11 protein-coding genes are annotated in these 15,590 nt (G+C 70.1%); 5 read left to right on the top strand and 6 right to left on the bottom strand.

The window, feature by feature from the left end; translation table 11 throughout:
- Position 1 precedes the first annotated feature (1 nt).
- Positions 2 to 835, bottom strand: a complete 834-nt coding sequence (locus V1351_RS07120) for a DMT family transporter (RefSeq protein WP_338752097.1) — start codon at positions 833 to 835, stop codon at positions 2 to 4.
- A gap of 70 nt (positions 836 to 905) precedes the next feature.
- On the opposite strand from V1351_RS07120, the gene V1351_RS07115 reads away from it, so the two are divergent.
- The 3 genes from V1351_RS07115 to V1351_RS07105 all read left to right on the top strand — a co-directional run bounded on the left by V1351_RS07115 (position 906) and on the right by V1351_RS07105 (position 4,416).
- Positions 906 to 1,487, top strand: coding sequence for a DUF3000 domain-containing protein (locus tag V1351_RS07115; protein ID WP_338752095.1), 582 nt, complete (start codon positions 906 to 908; stop codon positions 1,485 to 1,487).
- Positions 1,484 to 2,719, top strand: coding sequence for an HRDC domain-containing protein (locus V1351_RS07110; protein ID WP_338752093.1), 1,236 nt, complete (start codon positions 1,484 to 1,486; stop codon positions 2,717 to 2,719). The genes V1351_RS07115 and V1351_RS07110 overlap by 4 nt, the downstream gene beginning before the upstream one ends.
- Before the next feature lie 155 nt (positions 2,720 to 2,874).
- Positions 2,875 to 4,416, top strand: a complete 1,542-nt coding sequence (locus tag V1351_RS07105) for a helix-turn-helix domain-containing protein (RefSeq protein ID WP_338752091.1) — start codon at positions 2,875 to 2,877, stop codon at positions 4,414 to 4,416.
- 78 nt (positions 4,417 to 4,494) lie between these two features.
- Here the strand turns inward: V1351_RS07105 and V1351_RS07100 are convergent, their stop codons facing one another.
- A complete protein-coding gene (locus tag V1351_RS07100) occupies positions 4,495 to 5,946 on the bottom strand; it encodes a GntP family permease (protein ID WP_338752089.1) in 1,452 nt (483 codons plus the stop codon).
- A 175-nt stretch (positions 5,947 to 6,121) separates the two neighbouring features.
- Here V1351_RS07100 and V1351_RS07095 point away from each other — a divergent pair, with 175 nt between their 5' ends.
- Together V1351_RS07095 and V1351_RS07090 are read left to right on the top strand one after the other, a co-directional pair.
- Positions 6,122 to 6,931, top strand: a complete 810-nt coding sequence (locus tag V1351_RS07095) for a 3-hydroxybutyrate dehydrogenase (protein ID WP_338752087.1) — start codon at positions 6,122 to 6,124, stop codon at positions 6,929 to 6,931.
- Between the two features lie 23 nt (positions 6,932 to 6,954).
- Positions 6,955 to 8,820 carry a helix-turn-helix domain-containing protein gene (locus tag V1351_RS07090; protein ID WP_338752085.1) on the top strand — a complete coding sequence of 622 codons (1,866 nt, stop codon included), beginning with the start codon at positions 6,955 to 6,957 and terminating at the stop codon, positions 8,818 to 8,820.
- Between the two features lie 16 nt (positions 8,821 to 8,836).
- On the opposite strand, the gene dxs is transcribed toward V1351_RS07090, so the two are convergent.
- From dxs to V1351_RS07070, 4 genes are all read right to left on the bottom strand, one after another.
- The gene (gene dxs, locus V1351_RS07085; RefSeq protein ID WP_338752083.1) at positions 8,837 to 10,699 is read right to left on the bottom strand and encodes a 1-deoxy-D-xylulose-5-phosphate synthase; all 1,863 of its coding nucleotides are present in this window, start codon (positions 10,697 to 10,699) and stop codon (positions 8,837 to 8,839) included.
- Between the two features lie 88 nt (positions 10,700 to 10,787).
- The gene (locus tag V1351_RS07080) at positions 10,788 to 11,234 is read right to left on the bottom strand and encodes a hypothetical protein (RefSeq protein ID WP_338752081.1); all 447 of its coding nucleotides are present in this window, start codon (positions 11,232 to 11,234) and stop codon (positions 10,788 to 10,790) included.
- A gap of 110 nt (positions 11,235 to 11,344) precedes the next feature.
- The gene (locus V1351_RS07075; protein WP_338752079.1) at positions 11,345 to 14,146 is read right to left on the bottom strand and encodes an aconitate hydratase; all 2,802 of its coding nucleotides are present in this window, start codon (positions 14,144 to 14,146) and stop codon (positions 11,345 to 11,347) included.
- Between the two features lie 138 nt (positions 14,147 to 14,284).
- Complete coding sequence (locus V1351_RS07070; RefSeq protein WP_338752477.1) at positions 14,285 to 15,589, bottom strand: class I SAM-dependent RNA methyltransferase; 1,305 nt, start codon at positions 15,587 to 15,589, stop codon at positions 14,285 to 14,287.
- Position 15,590: the final 1 nt, after the last annotated feature.

Below are 15,590 nucleotides of genomic sequence, written 5' to 3'. Positions count from 1 at the left end.
GTCAGGCGGCGATGAGGGCGATCCCGGCCAGCGCAGCGGCCACACCGACCAGCTGGACGGGACGCAGCCGCTCCCGCAGGAGGAGCCACGCGAGCAGGATCGTCGTCACCGGGTAGAGCGAGGCGAGGACCCCGGCGATGCTCAGGTGGCCACGGGTGGTCGCCGCGCTGAACAGGGCCGTGGCCGACAGGTCCGCCAGGCCCACGACGATGATCCCCGGGACCAGCCGTCGCGGCAGTCGCCACCGGGTCGTCAGCACCACGGCGAGCACGAGGAAGACGCCCACCGACGCGATCCGCATCGCCCACAGCGTGTGCAGCCCGGAAACCCGACTGCCCAGGTCGACGCAGACCATGGCCGTGCCCAACCCGACCGCCGCGAGGACCGCGTAGAGGATCGAGGTGGCATCGCCCCCTTCGCCTCGGCCCTCGACCTCCGGGCCGCTGGCCAGGACACCGCCGGCGATCGCCAGCAGGATCCCGGCGCCGAGCAGGACGGTCACGGGGTCACCCTGGACCAGACCGACGATCACCGGGACGAGGACGCCCAGACCGGCGATCGGCGTGACGATCCCCATCGGGCCGCGCGCCAGGCCGGTGTAGAGGGCCAGCAGGCCGGCGCCCTCGGCCACTCCGCCGAGCGCACCCCACACCCACCACGAGCCGGGCGGCAGGGGCAGGCCGATGACCAGCACCACCACGGAGATCGCCACCAGCGCAACGGCCTGCGAGCAGGTGACGACGGTGCGTGCCGGCAGTCGCGCGGACAGCAGACCGGCGATGAAGTCGGAGGTCCCCCACGTCACGGAGGCCGCGAGGGCGATGGCGATCGTCACGCGGGTAACGGTACGTCTCCCCCGGCGTGGCATACCGACGGCGCGGCTGCTGGCGACCTACCCTCACAGGGTGTCAACTCGACAGATCTCCGGCGCCGAGTCGCCCGCCTTCGAGCACGCACTCCGCAGCGTGCACGCAGCGCGGCTGCGTCCGGAGGTGCGACTGACCGAGGTCCCGGCGCCCACCCGGCTCGCACCCCACGCAGTGGCGTTGACCGCAGACATCGTCGATGCCTCGGACGGCGAGGACGTCGCGACCGGTCGCTTCGTGCTGCTGCACGACCCGGACGAGCCCGAGCCGTGGGGAGGTGCGTGGCGGGTGGTCACCTTCGCCCGCGCCGAGCTCGAGGCCGAGGTGGCCGGCGACCCGATGCTCGGCGCCGTCGGCTGGTCATGGCTGACCGACGCGCTGGGGGCGCACGGCATCCGGGCCCACAACCTCGCCGGGACCGTCACCCACGTGGTGTCGGAGTCCTTCGGCGACCTCGATGACCGCGAGCCCGGCGTCGAGATGGAGATCCGCGCCTCGTGGAGCCCCGCCGACGCGGAGGCGGGCACGCACTTGTCCGCCTGGGTCGACATGCTGGGTACGGTCGGTGGGTTGCCCCCACTGCCGGACGGGGTCGTGGCACTACCGGGTCGGCGCCGTTGAGCGCGGGACCGGCGAAGGGCGGGGAAGAGGAGTCCACGACGGCGCCTCTTCCGCTGCTCGACGAACCTGCTGAAGGCGTCCCCGAGGTCATCACGCGCGAGTCCGAGCTGATCGAGTGCGCGCACGCGATCGCGTCCGGCGTCGGACCCGTCGCCCTCGATGCCGAGCGTGCCTCCGGCTACCGCTATGGCCAGGCCGCTTATCTCGTGCAGCTGCGGCGGGAGGGCGCGGGCACCTGGTTGGTCGACCCGGTCTTCCTGCCCGACCTGGAACCTCTCGACCAGGCGATCGGGACCGGCGAGTGGATCCTGCACGCGGCCACCCAGGACCTCACCTGCCTGCGTGACGTCGGGCTGGTGCCTCGACAGATCTTCGACACCGAGCTCGGCGCGCGGCTGCTCGGGCTGTCCCGGGTCGGGCTGGCCGCGGTGATCGAGTACTACCTCGGGATCTCCCTGGCCAAGGAGCACTCCGCCGTGGACTGGTCCACGCGACCGTTGCCGGAGCCGTGGCTGCGGTACGCGGCACTGGACGTGGAGGTGCTGACCGAGGTGCGCAACCTCATGGGCGCCGACCTCGCGGCCCAGGGCAAGTCGGAGTGGGCCAGGCAGGAGTTCGCCTCCCTGCTGGAATGGCAACCGGCCCAGCGCCAGGACCCGTGGCGGCGCACCTCGGGTTTGCACAAGATCCGCCGCCCCCGTGTCCTGGCCACCGTGCGCGAGCTGTGGTGGGAACGCGACCGGATCGCCCGCGACCGCGACACGGCCCCCGGTCGCGTCATCCCCGACACGGCCCTCGTCGACATCGCCCAGGCGGCCCCTGCCGGCGCGGGCGACCTGCCTCGTGGGCACCGGGCCATCCAGCGCAACCAGCGCGCGTGGCTCGCCGCCGTCGAGCGCGCCCGGAGCCTGTCCGACGAGGAGCTGCCACCCGCGACGGTGAAGTCCGACGGACCTCCGCCCCAGCGCTCGTGGGCCAACCGCGACCCCCTCGCCGCGGAGCGGCTGACGGCGACCCGTGCCGCCCTCACCGACTTCGCCGAGGAGCACACCATCCCGATCGAGAACGTCTGCTCCCCCGACCCCTTGCGTCGCGTCGTGTGGAGCCCGCCGACCGAGCGCGGTGTCGAGGGCTTCGCGGCCGCCCTGGCGGAACACGGCGTGCGACCCTGGCAGCAGGAGATCGTCGCTCCGTTCCTGGTCGCGGCCTTCGACGCGCACCCGGACGCGTAGCAGCCGATCGTGAGTCCGGTGTGCACGAAAGGGACTCCCGGCAACCAGCACCCCACGTGCTCGGGGACATCTGCACCTGGAGTCCCTGTCGTGCACGACGACACGCGGAACCCGACAACCTGCGAGTAACTCATATATGAGTTACGGTGAAGGGCATGTCTGATGACTACCTCGCCCGTATCGGCACGACCATCAAGGACGCGCGTCACCGCGCCGGCCTGTCCCAGTCCGACCTCGCCGCCCGCCTCGAGACGAGTCAGAGTGCGGTCACCCGCATCGAGGCCGGCGGCCAGAACCTCACCCTGGACAGCCTCGCCCGCATCAGCGAGGCGCTCGACACCGAGCTCGTCGCCCTGACCCGCACGAAGGCCACCGGCGCCGTCCACCTGAAGGTCGAGGGCGGTCGGCAGCTCTCCGGTGCCATCGACGTCAAGACGAGCAAGAACGCCGCCGTGGCTCTGCTGTGCGCCTCACTGCTCAACAAGGGCACGACCACCCTGCGCAACCTCGCCCGCATCGAGGAGGTCAACCGCATCCTCGAGGTGCTCGACTCCATCGGCGTGCGGACCCGCTGGCTGCCGGACAGCTCCGACCTGGAGATCATCCCGCCGGCCAGGTTCGACCTCGAGGGCATGGACGAGGAGGCGGCGCGCCGCACCCGGAGCGTGATCATGTTCCTCGGGCCGCTGCTGCACGAGTTCACCGACTTCCGCCTGCCCTATGCCGGTGGCTGCGACCTGGGCACCCGCACGGTCGAGCCGCACATGACGTCGCTGACCCACTTCGGTCTCGACGTGCAGGCGACCCAGGGCTGGTACGAGGCCCAGGTCGACCCGAAGGACGGCGCCGACCGGGCGATCATCCTCACCGAGCGCGGCGACACCGTCACCGAGAACGCACTCATGGCTGCGGCTCGCCACCCCGGGCGCACGACGATCCGCAACGCCTCACCGAACTACATGGTCCAGGACCTGTGCTTCTTCCTCGAGAAGCTCGGCGTGACCGTCGAGGGCATCGGCAGCACGACGTTGGTGGTCTCGGGGGTGCGCGACATCGACGTCGACGTCGAGTACTCCCCCAGCGAGGACCCGATCGAGGCGATGAGCCTCATCGCCGCCGCCGTGGTCACCGAGTCCGAGATCACGATCCGCCGGTGCCCGATCGAGTTCCTCGAGATCGAGCTGGCCACCCTGGCCGGCATGGGCATGAAGTACGCGATGACCGACGAGTACAAGGCCCACAACGGCCGCACCCGCCTGGTGGACATCACCACCCGGACCGGGCCGCTGCGGGCACCGATCGACAAGATCCACCCGATGCCCTTCCCGGGGCTGAACATCGACAACCTGCCCTTCTTCGCCCTCATCGCCGCATGCGCCCACGGGACGACGACGATCCACGACTGGGTCTACGACAACCGGGCGATCTACCTGACCGAGCTGAACAAGGTCGGTGGCAAGGTCACCCTCCTCGACCCGCACCGCGTCCTCGTCGAGGGCCCGAGCCGGTGGCGCACCAACGAGGTCACCTGCCCGCCGGCGCTGCGCCCCGGCGTCGTCGTCCTGCTGGCGATGCTCGCCGCACCGGGCACCTCGTACCTGCGCAACGTCTACGTCATCCACCGCGGGTACGAGGACCTCGCCGAGCGCCTCAACGCCCTCGGGGCCAGCGTGCAGCCCTACCGCGACATCGGCTGACCCCCCGCCGCACGACGAAGGGAGGTCCCGCCACCACCAGGTGGCGGGACCTCCCTTCGTCCCGGTCCGGGCATCCGCTCAGAAGCTGCCGAACACCGTACCCAGGACGATCACCACGACGAGGGCGATCACCGGGATGAGCACGGCCACCACACCGATGTCCTTGTAGGACTGGCGATGGGTGAGCCCGCAGATGCCCAGCAGCGTGATCACCGCGCCATTGTGCGGCAGTGCGTCGAACCCTCCGGACGCGATCGCCGTGACCCGGTGGAGCAGCTCGGGGTTGATGCCCTGCTCGATCCCCAACGTCCGGAACTGGTCACCGAGGGCCTCGAGGGCGATGCTCATCCCGCCGGAAGCGGAACCGGTGATACCGGCGAGGACGTTCACCGACAGCGCCAACGACACCAACGGGTTGCTGGACACTCCCAGGACCGCATCCTTGATGGTCGTGAAGGCGGCGAGGGAGGCGATGACCGCGCCGTAGCCGACCTCCGAGGCGGTGTTGAAGATCGGCAGGAGGGAGCCCATCGTCCCCTCGTTGACCGTCTTGGTGACGTCCTGGATCCGGTTCCAGTTGGTGCCCAGGTTGAGCGCGATCGCTGCGACGAGCGCCACGATGATGCCCCAGATGCCGGCCACCTCGTCGATGCCGACCGATCCGTAGGCCTCCTGCTGCAGGTACGCGAAGTCCATGCTCGGGAAGATCCAGTTCACCAGCACGTAGTTGAGCCCGATCACCACGACGATCGGCAGGAAGGACAGCCACGCCGGGACGTCGGGACGCTCCATGAGGTGCTCGTCCTCGCCGCGGGTGGGGGCCGGCCCGGGGTCGGCCGGTGCCTTCTTGCCGAAACCGAGGAAGCCGCCGCCGGCGACCACCGGCGGCTCGTACCCCTCGCCGGCCGCGATCAGCGTCTTGGAGCGACGGTCGAGCCAGAGGACACCACCCACGAGCATGATCAGACCGGCGATGGTCCCCAGCCCCGGCGCGGCGAAGGCGTTGGTGCTGAAGTAGGGCGCCGGGATGGCGTTCTGGATGGCCGGCGTACCCGGCAGCGCCGTCATCGTGAACGTGAAGGAGCCCAACGCGATGGTCGCCGGGATCAGCCGCTTGGGCAGCCCGGCTTCCTTGAACAGGGCTGCCGCGATCGGGAAGACGGCGAAGGCGACGACGAAGAGGGAGACGCCGCCGTAGGTGAGGATGCCGCAGGCCAGGGTGATCGCGAGGATGGCGCGGCTGGCGCCGATCCGGTGGACGATGAAGTCGGCGATCGACTTGGCGCTGCCGCTGACGTCCATCACCTTGCCGAAGATGGCGCCCAGCAGGAAGAGCGGGAAGTAGGTCATGGCGTACTTGCCCAGGGCCGGCATGAAGACCTGGGTGTACGTCGCGAGCATCGGCCCACCGGCCATCAGGGTGGCCAGCAGCGCCAGGATCGGCGCGAGGATCAGCACGTTGATGCCGCGGTAGGCCAGGTACATCAGCAGGCCCAGCGACAGGACGATGCCGACGAGTCCGAGGGACATCGGTGTCTCCTAATCAGGCAGGGGCGGTCGTCGACAGGCGACGGCCGTGGTGAACGTCCCCGATCGTGGCACCCGGCGCCCACCGGGAACGGTGTGCTGGAAGCACACATTCTTCGACCAATCACGTGCTCGCAGCGCATCCTTCCTCCGCGAGAGGACCCATACGTTGCTCACCATGACGACTCGGAACCAGCGCCTCGGCGGCCCCTCGACCCCACTGTCCGCACTCGCCCCGGACCTGTCCGGCCGGCACGTCCTCGTCACCGGCGCCGCCAGCGGCATCGGGGCGGCCTGCGTGGCCGCCTTCGCTGCGGTCGGCGCCAGGGTGACCGCTGCCGACCTCGACGAAGGGGGGCTGACCGACCTCGTGACGGAGCTACCCGAGGCACGCATCGACGCCCGGGCCATCGACCTCGCCGACCTCGACGCGCTGTCGCGGCTGCCCACGGACGCGGACGTCCTGGTCAACAACGCCGGCATCCAGCACGTCAGTCCGGTGCACGAGTTCCCCGTCGAGCGCTTCGACCTCATCCAACGGCTGATGCTGCACGCCCCCTTCCGACTGGTGCGAGCGAACCTGCCGCACATGTACGCGCGGGGATGGGGACGGATCATCAACGTCTCCAGCGTCCACGGGTTGCGGGCCAGCGCCTTCAAGTCCGCATACGTCACCGCCAAGCACGGGCTGGAGGGCCTGAGCAAGGTCGTCGCCCTCGAGGGGGCCGAGCACGGGGTCACCAGCAACTGCCTCAACCCCTCCTACGTGCGCACCCCACTGGTGGAGAAGCAGATCGCTGACCAGGCCGCCACGCACGGCATCTCCGAGGAAGAGGTGCTGGAGGAGGTCATGCTCTCCCCCGTTGCCCTCAAGCGGCTGGTCGAGGTCGACGAGGTGGCGGCCATGGCACTGTTCCTCTGCTCGCCGGCCGCGACCTCGATCACGGGCTCGTCCCTCCCGGTGGACTGCGGCTGGACCGCGCACTGACCTTCGTGCCTAGGATCACCCCCATGGCCACCGAGGAGGACGCATCCATCGAGCAGGCCACCAGCCTGCTCGAGCTGCTCGCCTCGGACGCCTCGATCGCCAGGCTCGCAGCCGCCCCGGCCCCCGATGCGATCAAGGATCTGGTCCTTCGTGTCGGGACAGCGCGGGAAGAGCACCGTCGTCGGGAGTCCGCGCAGTCCGCCCTGTTGGACATCGCCCGCGAGCTCGCCTCGAAGGAGGACCCCGGAACCGTTCTCGAGGCCATCGTGCGGCGGGCGCGGATCCTGCTGGGGACCGATCTGGCCTACCTCACGCTCTACGACACCGATGCGGGCGACACCTTCATGAGGGTGACCGACGGGTCCGTCTCCGCGGAGTTCCAGTCGGTTCGCCTGGACCTCGGGGCCGGGCTCGGTGGCCTCGTCGCGTCGACGCACAGGCCCTACTGGACGGCGAACTACCAGCTGGACGAGCGCTTCGACCACATCCACACCATCGACAGCGCAGTCGACGATGAGGGGATCATCGCCATCTGCGGCACCCCGTTGATCGTGGAGTCGGAGTTCGTCGGTGTCCTCTTCGCGGCAAACCGCAGTCCGCGGCCCTTCTCGCGCACCGAGGTGGGCCTCCTGGGCAACCTCGCGGCGCTGGCCGCCATCGCCCTCGTCCAGACGCGGGCCCTGACCGCCGCCCAGGACGCGTTGTCGGCGTTGTCGCAGGCCCACGAGGACATGCGACACCAGGCCGAGGGCGTGGCGCGCGCTGCGGCAGCACACGACCGTTTCGCCTCCGTCGTCCTCGAGGGCGGCGGAGTCGATGACGTCACCAAGGCGCTGAGCGAGTTGCTCGGGGGGTGGGCCGTCCTGTTCGATGCGGACGGTCGTCGACGCAGCGTCCATGGGCGTGCACCCCAGGACGGTGGCGAGACCGACCCCCTGCTCGAGATGGAGGTCGTCGAGCGCGCTCGTCACGAGACCGGACGGCTGGTGGACGAGGGCGGGATCCACGCCATCGGTGTCATCGCCTCCAGGGAGCAACTGGGGACCCTCCTCGTCAGTGGGCACGGTGCGCTCGAGGAGGCAGACCAACGCACGGTGGAGCGTGCGGCGGTGGTCACCGCGCTCGTCCTGCTCTTCGAGCGCCAGGCCGACGAGGCGCGCCAGAGTGCCCGCAACCGGATCGTGGCGGATCTCATCGCGGCCCGCGGCAGCCACGCCGACCGGACCGGATATCTGCGCGCAGCGGGGCTGGACCCCCGCCAACCGATGTGTCTGCTCGTCGCTCGCGGCGGCGCTCCCGGACAGCACCGCGCCCTTGCGTTGAGTGTGAGCACCGCGCTCGGCGACGGGTGCATCGTCGGCACGCACGACGACGAGATCATCGCCGTCGTGCCAGGCGAGGCACCCCACGCACTGGCCCACGCGCTCGCCCAACGGGTGAACCGTGGCCCGGTCCTGACCATCGGCGGCACCGGTCCCACGACGGATGTCGATGAGTTCCCCTCGCTGCACCTCGAGGCGCTGCGTACCGTCGGGGCGCTGAATGCTCTCGGCCGCACGGGCGAGGGCGCCGCCGCCACCGAGCTCGGTTTCGCCGGGCTCATCGTCGGTGCGGATCCGGACATCGCTCACTATGTGCGACAGGTGCTTGGCCCCGTGGTGGACTACGACGACGCACGTGGCACCGATCTCATCGGTACCCTGCAGGCCTACTTCGTCGCCGGAGGCTCACCTCGGCACGCGGCCGGGTCCCTGCACGTGCACGCCAACACGGTCGCCCAGCGTCTGACCCGCATCGGGTCGCTGCTTGGTACGACCTGGCAACAGCCGGACCGCGCGCTGGAGATCCAACTCGCGCTGAAACTTCGCCAACTCCTCGAGGCCCGCTGAACCGCAGACCGAAGCGTCAGAGGTGGGTGCGCAACCGCTCGACGATCGGCTCCGGTGTCAGTCCAGCCGCCTCGAGCACCTGCCCCCGGGAGGCATGGGCGATGAACTCCCTGGGCAGACCGAAACGGTGCACCGGTGTCGCCAGTCCGGCCTCGTCGAGCGTTCGAGAGACCTCGGCGCCCACGCCACCGGCGATGGTGTTGTCCTCGATGACCGCGACCCGGCCGGCCCGGCGGGCGAGCTCGATGATGCCGTCGGGCACGGGGAGCACCCAGCGGGGATCGACGACGAGGACGTCGTGCCCCTCGGCTCCGAGTTTCTCCGCGACCGTCGTCGCGGTGCCTGCCATGGAACCGACGGCGACGATGAGGACCTCGGGGTCGGCCTCGGGGTCACCGGCCAGGACGTCCAGGCCCTCCGCGGTCGCGAGCGCCTCGAGCGGCTCGGCGACGCTGCCCTTGGGGAACCGGATGACGGTGGGAGCGTCGTCGACGTCGACCGCCTCGCGCAGGGCGCGGCGGATCTGCTGTCCGTCACGGGGGGCCGCCAGTCGCAGGCCGGGGACGATCGAGACGAGGGACATGTCCCACATGCCGTGGTGGCTCGCACCGTCGGGCCCGGTGACGCCGGAGCGGTCGAGGACGAAGGTCACACCCGCCCTGTGCATCGCGCAGTCCATGAGCAGCTGGTCGAAGGCGCGGTTGAGGAAGGTTGCGTAGATGGCGACGACCGGGTGCATGCCGGAGAAGGCCAGGCCCGCGGCCATCGTCGTCGCGTGCTGCTCGGCGATACCGACGTCGATGGTGCGCTCGGGGTAGGCATCGGCGAAGGGCTTCAGGCCCACCGGCAGCATCATCGCCGCCGCGACGGCGACGATGTCCGTGCGCTCCCGACCCAGCTCGAGCATCTCGTCGCTGAACTCGTCGGTCCAGGATCGTCCGGCGATCTCCAGGGGCAGACCGGTCTCGGGGTTGATCTTGCCCACGGTGTGGAACTGGTCGGCGACGTCACCCACCGCATGGTCGTAGCCGCGCCCCTTCTGCGTGATGACGTGCACGATCACGGGGCCGCCGAAGTCGCGCGCCCGGCGCAGGGCCTGCTCGACGCTGGCCTCGTCGTGCCCGTCGACGGGGCCGAGGTACTTGATGCCCAGGTCCTCGAACATGCCCTGGGGCGCCCAGAAGTCCTTTGCGCCCTTCTTCATGGAGTGGAAGGCCTGGTAGGCGGTCCGGCCGATGACCGGGGTCCGGTGCAGCGTCTCCTTGCCCCAGTCGAGCACCTGCTCGTACTGGCGGTTGGTCCGCAGCATGGCCAAGTGGTCCGCGAGCCCGCCGATCGTCGGGGCGTAGGAGCGTTCGTTGTCGTTGACGACGACGACGAGCGGGAGATCCTTGTTGGCGGCGATGTTGTTCAGCGCCTCCCACGCCATGCCGCCGGTCAGCGCTCCGTCACCGATGACCGCGACGGCATGCCGGTCCTCGCCACGCAGACGGTACCCTCGGGCGATGCCCTCGGCCCACGAGAGGGAGGTCGAGGCGTGACTGTTCTCCACGACGTCGTGCTCGGACTCGGAGCGGCTCGGGTAGCCGGACAGGCCGCCTCGGGTACGCAGGCCGCTGAAGTCCTGTCGTCCGGTGAGCAGCTTGTGCACGTAGGACTGGTGACCGGTGTCGAAGACGACGGTGTCCCGCGGCGAGTCGAAGACACGGTGGATGGCCATGGTCAGCTCGACGACGCCGAGGTTGGGTCCCAGGTGTCCTCCGCTGCGCGAGACCTGCTCGACGAGGAAGGCACGGATCTCCTCGGCGAGCGTCCCGAGCAACTCGGCGGGGAGCCGCTTGAGATCGGCGGGAGACGTGATCGTCTTCAGGACTGCCACGCTGGCTTTCCTTCCTGTGGGGACCGCACGAGTCTACGTCCCCCCGACCGGGGAAGTGTTCAGGACCGGCATCTGCGCTACCCGGGGTTCACAACCGCTCGATGAAGACACGGCCATCGAGCACCTCACGGATGAGGGCGATCCCCCGCTGCGCGGCACGCAGCCGCAGCCCCTCGTGCTCGAGACAGACCAGGACGGCGGTCACGGTTGCGGTGGGCAGCGCCTCGCCGAGGTCGACCCGCACGGTCCGGTAGGCCCGGCGCATCGCCTCGACCTGTGCTGCCACGTGGTGGTCGGCCAGCCAGGCGAGGGCGACCGGGTGGCGACGCAGCACCGCGTGGCTGCGGTACTCGGGCGGGCACAGATCGAGCAACCAGGCGACGGCCGCGGGCTCCCACCCGCGCACCCCCGGAGGCGGCACCCGGTCCGGCCATCCCGGAGGGCCCCCCTTCGCCCGGGCCGCGGTGTGCGCCCCCGGCGACCCGGGCACAGCAGCCCGCACCGGCGGTCCACCACCCTCACCCAGTTCGAACATGCGTTCGAGTGTACGCCGATGAGCGGACACCTGAACATGACACCCCTGACCGCACGCCCCCACGCACGACGAAGGGGCCCGCCGTGGCGGGCCCCTTCGAACGGTGCAGATCAGGCAGCGAGCGAGCGCAGCACGTACTGCAGGATGCCGCCGTTGCGGTAGTAGCCCGCCTCACCGGGGGTGTCGATGCGCACGACCGCGTCGAACGTCACGGTCTCGCCACCCTCCTTCGTCGCGGTGACCTCGAGGGTCTCCGGCGCCGGGCCGTCGTTGAGGGCGGTGATGCCGGAGATGTCGAAGGTCTCCGTGCCGTCCAGGCCGAGCGACTGCGCGGTCTTCCCCTCCGGGAACTGCAGCGGGATGACGCCCATGCCGATGAGGTTCGAGCGGTGGATGCGCTCGAAGGACTCGGCGATGACCGCACGCACGCCCAGCAGGCTGGTGCCCTTGGCCGCCCAGTCACGCGAGGACCCGGAGCCGTACTCCTTGCCCGCGAGGACGACCAGCGGGACTCCCGCCCCGAGGTAGGCCTCGCTCGCCTCGAAGATCGTCGTCTGCTCCCCACCCGCCAGGAAGTTGCGGGTGAAGCCACCCTCGACGCCGTCCAGCAGCAGGTTCCGCAGCCGGATGTTGGCGAAGGTGCCGCGGACCATGACCTCGTGGTTACCGCGACGCGAGCCGTAGGAGTTGAAGTCCTTGCGGTCGATGCCGTTCTCGGTGAGGTAGACGCCGGCCGGGCTGTCGGCCTTGATCGCACCGGCCGGGCTGATGTGGTCGGTGGTGACCGAGTCGCCGAGCAGCGCGAGGACGCGGGCCCCGGAGATGTCCTCGACCGGGTCGAGCTCCATCGTCATGCCGTCGAAGAAGGTGGGCTTGCGGACGTAGGTGGAGTCCTCCGCCCACTCGAAGGTGTTTCCCTCCGGCGTCTCGAGCGATGTCCAGCGCTCGTCACCGGCGAAGACGTCCGCGTACTTCTCGGTGAACATCTCCTGGCTGACCGCGGTGTCGATCGTGCTCTGCACATCGGCCGGGGCTGGCCAGATGTCGGCGAGGAAGACGTCCTTGCCGTCACCGTCCTGCCCCAGCGGCTCGGACTCGAAGTCGAAGTCCATCGTCCCGGCGAGAGCGTAGGCGATGACCAGCGGCGGGGAGGCCAGGTAGTTCATCTTCACGTCGGGGTTGATCCGACCCTCGAAGTTGCGGTTGCCCGAGAGGACCGAGGTGACCGCCAGGTCGTTGGCGTTCACGGCCTCGGTGACCTCCGGGATGATCGGGCCCGAGTTGCCGATGCACGTCGTGCAGCCGTAGCCGACGAGGTGGTAGCCGAGCTTCTCGAGGTAGGGCCACATGCCGGCCTTCTCGTAGTACTCGGTGACGACCTTCGAGCCGGGCGCCATCGAGGTCTTCACCCAGGGCTTGACCTGCAGGCCACGCTCGACCGCGTTCTTGGCGAGCATGGCTGCGGCCATCATCACCGACGGGTTCGAGGTGTTCGTGCAGCTGGTGATCGAGGCGATCGCGACGTGGCCGTGGTCGACCTCGACCTGCTGCCCGTCGATCGTCACCGTGACCGGGTTGGTCGCTCGGTCACCGTTGGAGCGCATCGCCGAGTGCGCGGGGCGACCGGCCTCCTCGGACACCTCGTGGGCGTCGTGGCTCGGTGAGTCGGACGCCGGGAAGGAGTCCCGCAGCTCGTCGTCGACCGAGCTCTTGACGATGCCGTTGCCCTCGACGACGTAGTTCTTCAGGTCGCCGCGGAACTGCTCCTTCGCCTCGGAGACCGAGATGCGGTCCTGGGGACGCTTCGGGCCGGCGATGGAGGGCACGACGGTGGACAGGTCGAGCTCGATCTTCTCGGAGAAACGCGGCTCGGTCGCCGGGTCGAGCCACATGCCCTGCTCCTTGGCGTAGGCCTCGACGAGGGCGACCTGCTCCTCGGGGCGTCCGGTCAGGCGCAGGTACTCCAGGGTGATGTCGTCGATGGGGAACATCGCGGCGGTCGAGCCGAACTCGGGGCTCATGTTGCCGATGGTGGCGCGGTTGGCCAGCGGCACCTGGGCGACGCCCTCGCCGTAGAACTCGACGAACTTGCCGACGACACCGTGGTTGCGCAGCATCTCGGTGATCGTCAGGACGACGTCGGTCGCGGTGGCACCGGCCGGGATGGCTCCGGTCAGCTTGAAGCCGACGACACGCGGGATGAGCATCGAGACCGGCTGGCCGAGCATCGCGGCCTCGGCCTCGATGCCGCCGACGCCCCAGCCCAAGACGCCCAGGCCGTTCTCCATCGTGGTGTGGCTGTCGGTGCCGACGCAGGTGTCGGGGTAGGCGACGCCGTCACGGGTCATCGTCACGCGGGCCAGGTGCTCGATGTTGACCTGGTGGACGATGCCGGTGCCCGGAGGGACGACCTTGAAGTCGTCGAAGGCGGTCTGGCCCCAGCGCAGGAACTGGTAGCGCTCGTTGTTGCGCTGGTACTCGAACTCGACGTTGCGCTCGAAGGCGTCGTCGGAGCCGAAGACGTCGATCTGCACCGAGTGGTCGATGACCAGCTCGGCCGGAGCCAGCGGGTTGATCTTCTCGGGGTCGCCACCGAGCTCGGCCACGGCCTCGCGCATGGTGGCGAGGTCGACGATGCACGGCACACCGGTGAAGTCCTGCATGATCACGCGTGCCGGCGTGAACTGGATCTCGATGCTCGGGTCGGCGTTCTCGTCCCAGGACCCGAGCGCGTTGATGTGCTCCGGGGTGACGTTCTCGCCGTCCTCGCTGCGCAGCTGGTTCTCCAGCAGCACCTTGAGGCTGTACGGGAGGTTCTTCGAGCCCTCGACCGCGTCGATCCGGTAGAACTCGTAGGACGAGTCCCCGACGGTGAGCTGGTCCTTCGCGTTGAAGGTGTTCGCACTGGCCACAGTCGACTCCTTGATGTAGGTATCTTGACGTCAAGATAAATCTATCACAGCCACCTCGCCACGGCGCGAGCACCCGACGCAGGGGGCACTGCTGCCACTCTCCCGCAGATCGGCCGCCACGTCACGGGCACAGCCGCATCAGCGGGCTGCGGCCGGCTCGAAGACCGCGATGCACTCCACGTGGTGGGTCATCGGGAAGGCGTCGAGGGCACGCAGGCCGGTCAGCGTGTACCCGAGGTCCGCCAGGTAGGCGGTGTCCCTCGCCAGCGCGGCCGGGTCGCAGGCGACATAGACCATGCGTCGGGGGCGAAGGGAGGTCAGCGCCACCACGACCCCCTTGCCCGCGCCGGTGCGCGGCGGGTCGAGGACGACGACGTCCGCACTCGGCGGGAGGAGGTCGGAGCGGGCCGGAGCGCGCCCACGGCCCCGGCCGCGGCCTCCCTTCGGTCCCTTGCGGGGCACCCCGAAGAGGTCATCGACCCGCCCGGGCACCACGAGCGCCCACGGCCGCTCGGCCAGGTTGTCGCGCAGGTGCTCGGTGGCCCGACCGTCCGACTCGACTGCGATGAGCTGGCCGGACTCCCCCACCGCCGCCGCGAGCGGCACGGAGAACAGGCCCACGCCGCAGTACAGGTCGAGCACCCGCTCCCCCGGCTCGACGCGGGCCGCGGCGAGGACGGCCTCGACGAGGACCCGGGGGGCGTCACGGTGCACCTGCCAGAACCCCCGGGCGTCCACCCCCATGGCCATCGATCCCGTCGGGACGGGCACCTCCTCGGTGATCGGGATCGAGGGTGTCGTCGCACCCACGGGCACCTCGACGACCACCGTGTCGTCCTCACCCGAGGGCACGACGACGTCGAGAGCGGCGACCTCGTCCAGGGCGTGCGGTGCGTCCACGACCTCGGCACGGGCCTCGGCGAGCGCGGTGTCGATCTCGGGCACGGCGATCGGGCACCCGGGCACGGGCTGGACCTCGTGGCTGCGGTGTCGACGCAACCCGATCGTGGGGCCGTCCACGGCGAACTCCACCCGGGTGCGGTACCCGAGGCCGTCGGTGTCCCCCAGTGCCTCGACGCTCACCTCGCGCTCGACACCGGCCAGGCGCTGGAGCTGCTCGGCGACCACCTGCCCCTTCAGCTCCCGCTGGTGGGCGGTCGAGACGTGCTGGAAGTCGCACCCGCCGCACCCGCCGGGACCGGACACGGGGCAGCGCGGCGGCACCCGGTGCGGCGACGCCTCGACGATCTCGACGGCGTCGGCCCGCAGGAAGCGGTCACCGGGGCCACCCTCGGTGATCCTCGCGCGCACCCGCTCCCCGGGAACGGTGTGCCTCACGAAGAGCACCCGTCCCTCGTACCGGGCGACGCAGTGGCCGCCATGGGCGATCGGCCCGACCTGGACCTCCACCACGTCACCGGTCGTCAGCTCATCGGCTCCCACG

The sequence above is a fragment of the Janibacter sp. A1S7 genome, assembly GCF_037198315.1.
Classification (GTDB): Bacteria; Actinomycetota; Actinomycetes; order Actinomycetales; family Dermatophilaceae; genus Janibacter; species Janibacter alittae.
The sequence above is the reverse complement of the archived record's forward strand: the minus strand, read 5'-3'. Positions and strand labels throughout refer to the sequence as shown.

What these genes read in the sequence shown, in the direction of transcription:
- V1351_RS07095 (WP_338752087.1), top strand. Translation starts at nt 6,122, where the DNA reads ATGACGACTCGGAACCAGCGCCTCGGCGGCCCCTCGACCCCACTGTCC.
- V1351_RS07080 (WP_338752081.1), bottom strand. Translation starts at nt 11,234, where the DNA reads ATGTTCGAACTGGGTGAGGGTGGTGGACCGCCGGTGCGGGCTGCTGTG.
- V1351_RS07100 (WP_338752089.1), bottom strand. Translation starts at nt 5,946, where the DNA reads ATGTCCCTCGGACTCGTCGGCATCGTCCTGTCGCTGGGCCTGCTGATG.
- V1351_RS07090 (WP_338752085.1), top strand. Translation starts at nt 6,955, where the DNA reads ATGGCCACCGAGGAGGACGCATCCATCGAGCAGGCCACCAGCCTGCTC.
- V1351_RS07105 (WP_338752091.1), top strand. Translation starts at nt 2,875, where the DNA reads ATGTCTGATGACTACCTCGCCCGTATCGGCACGACCATCAAGGACGCG.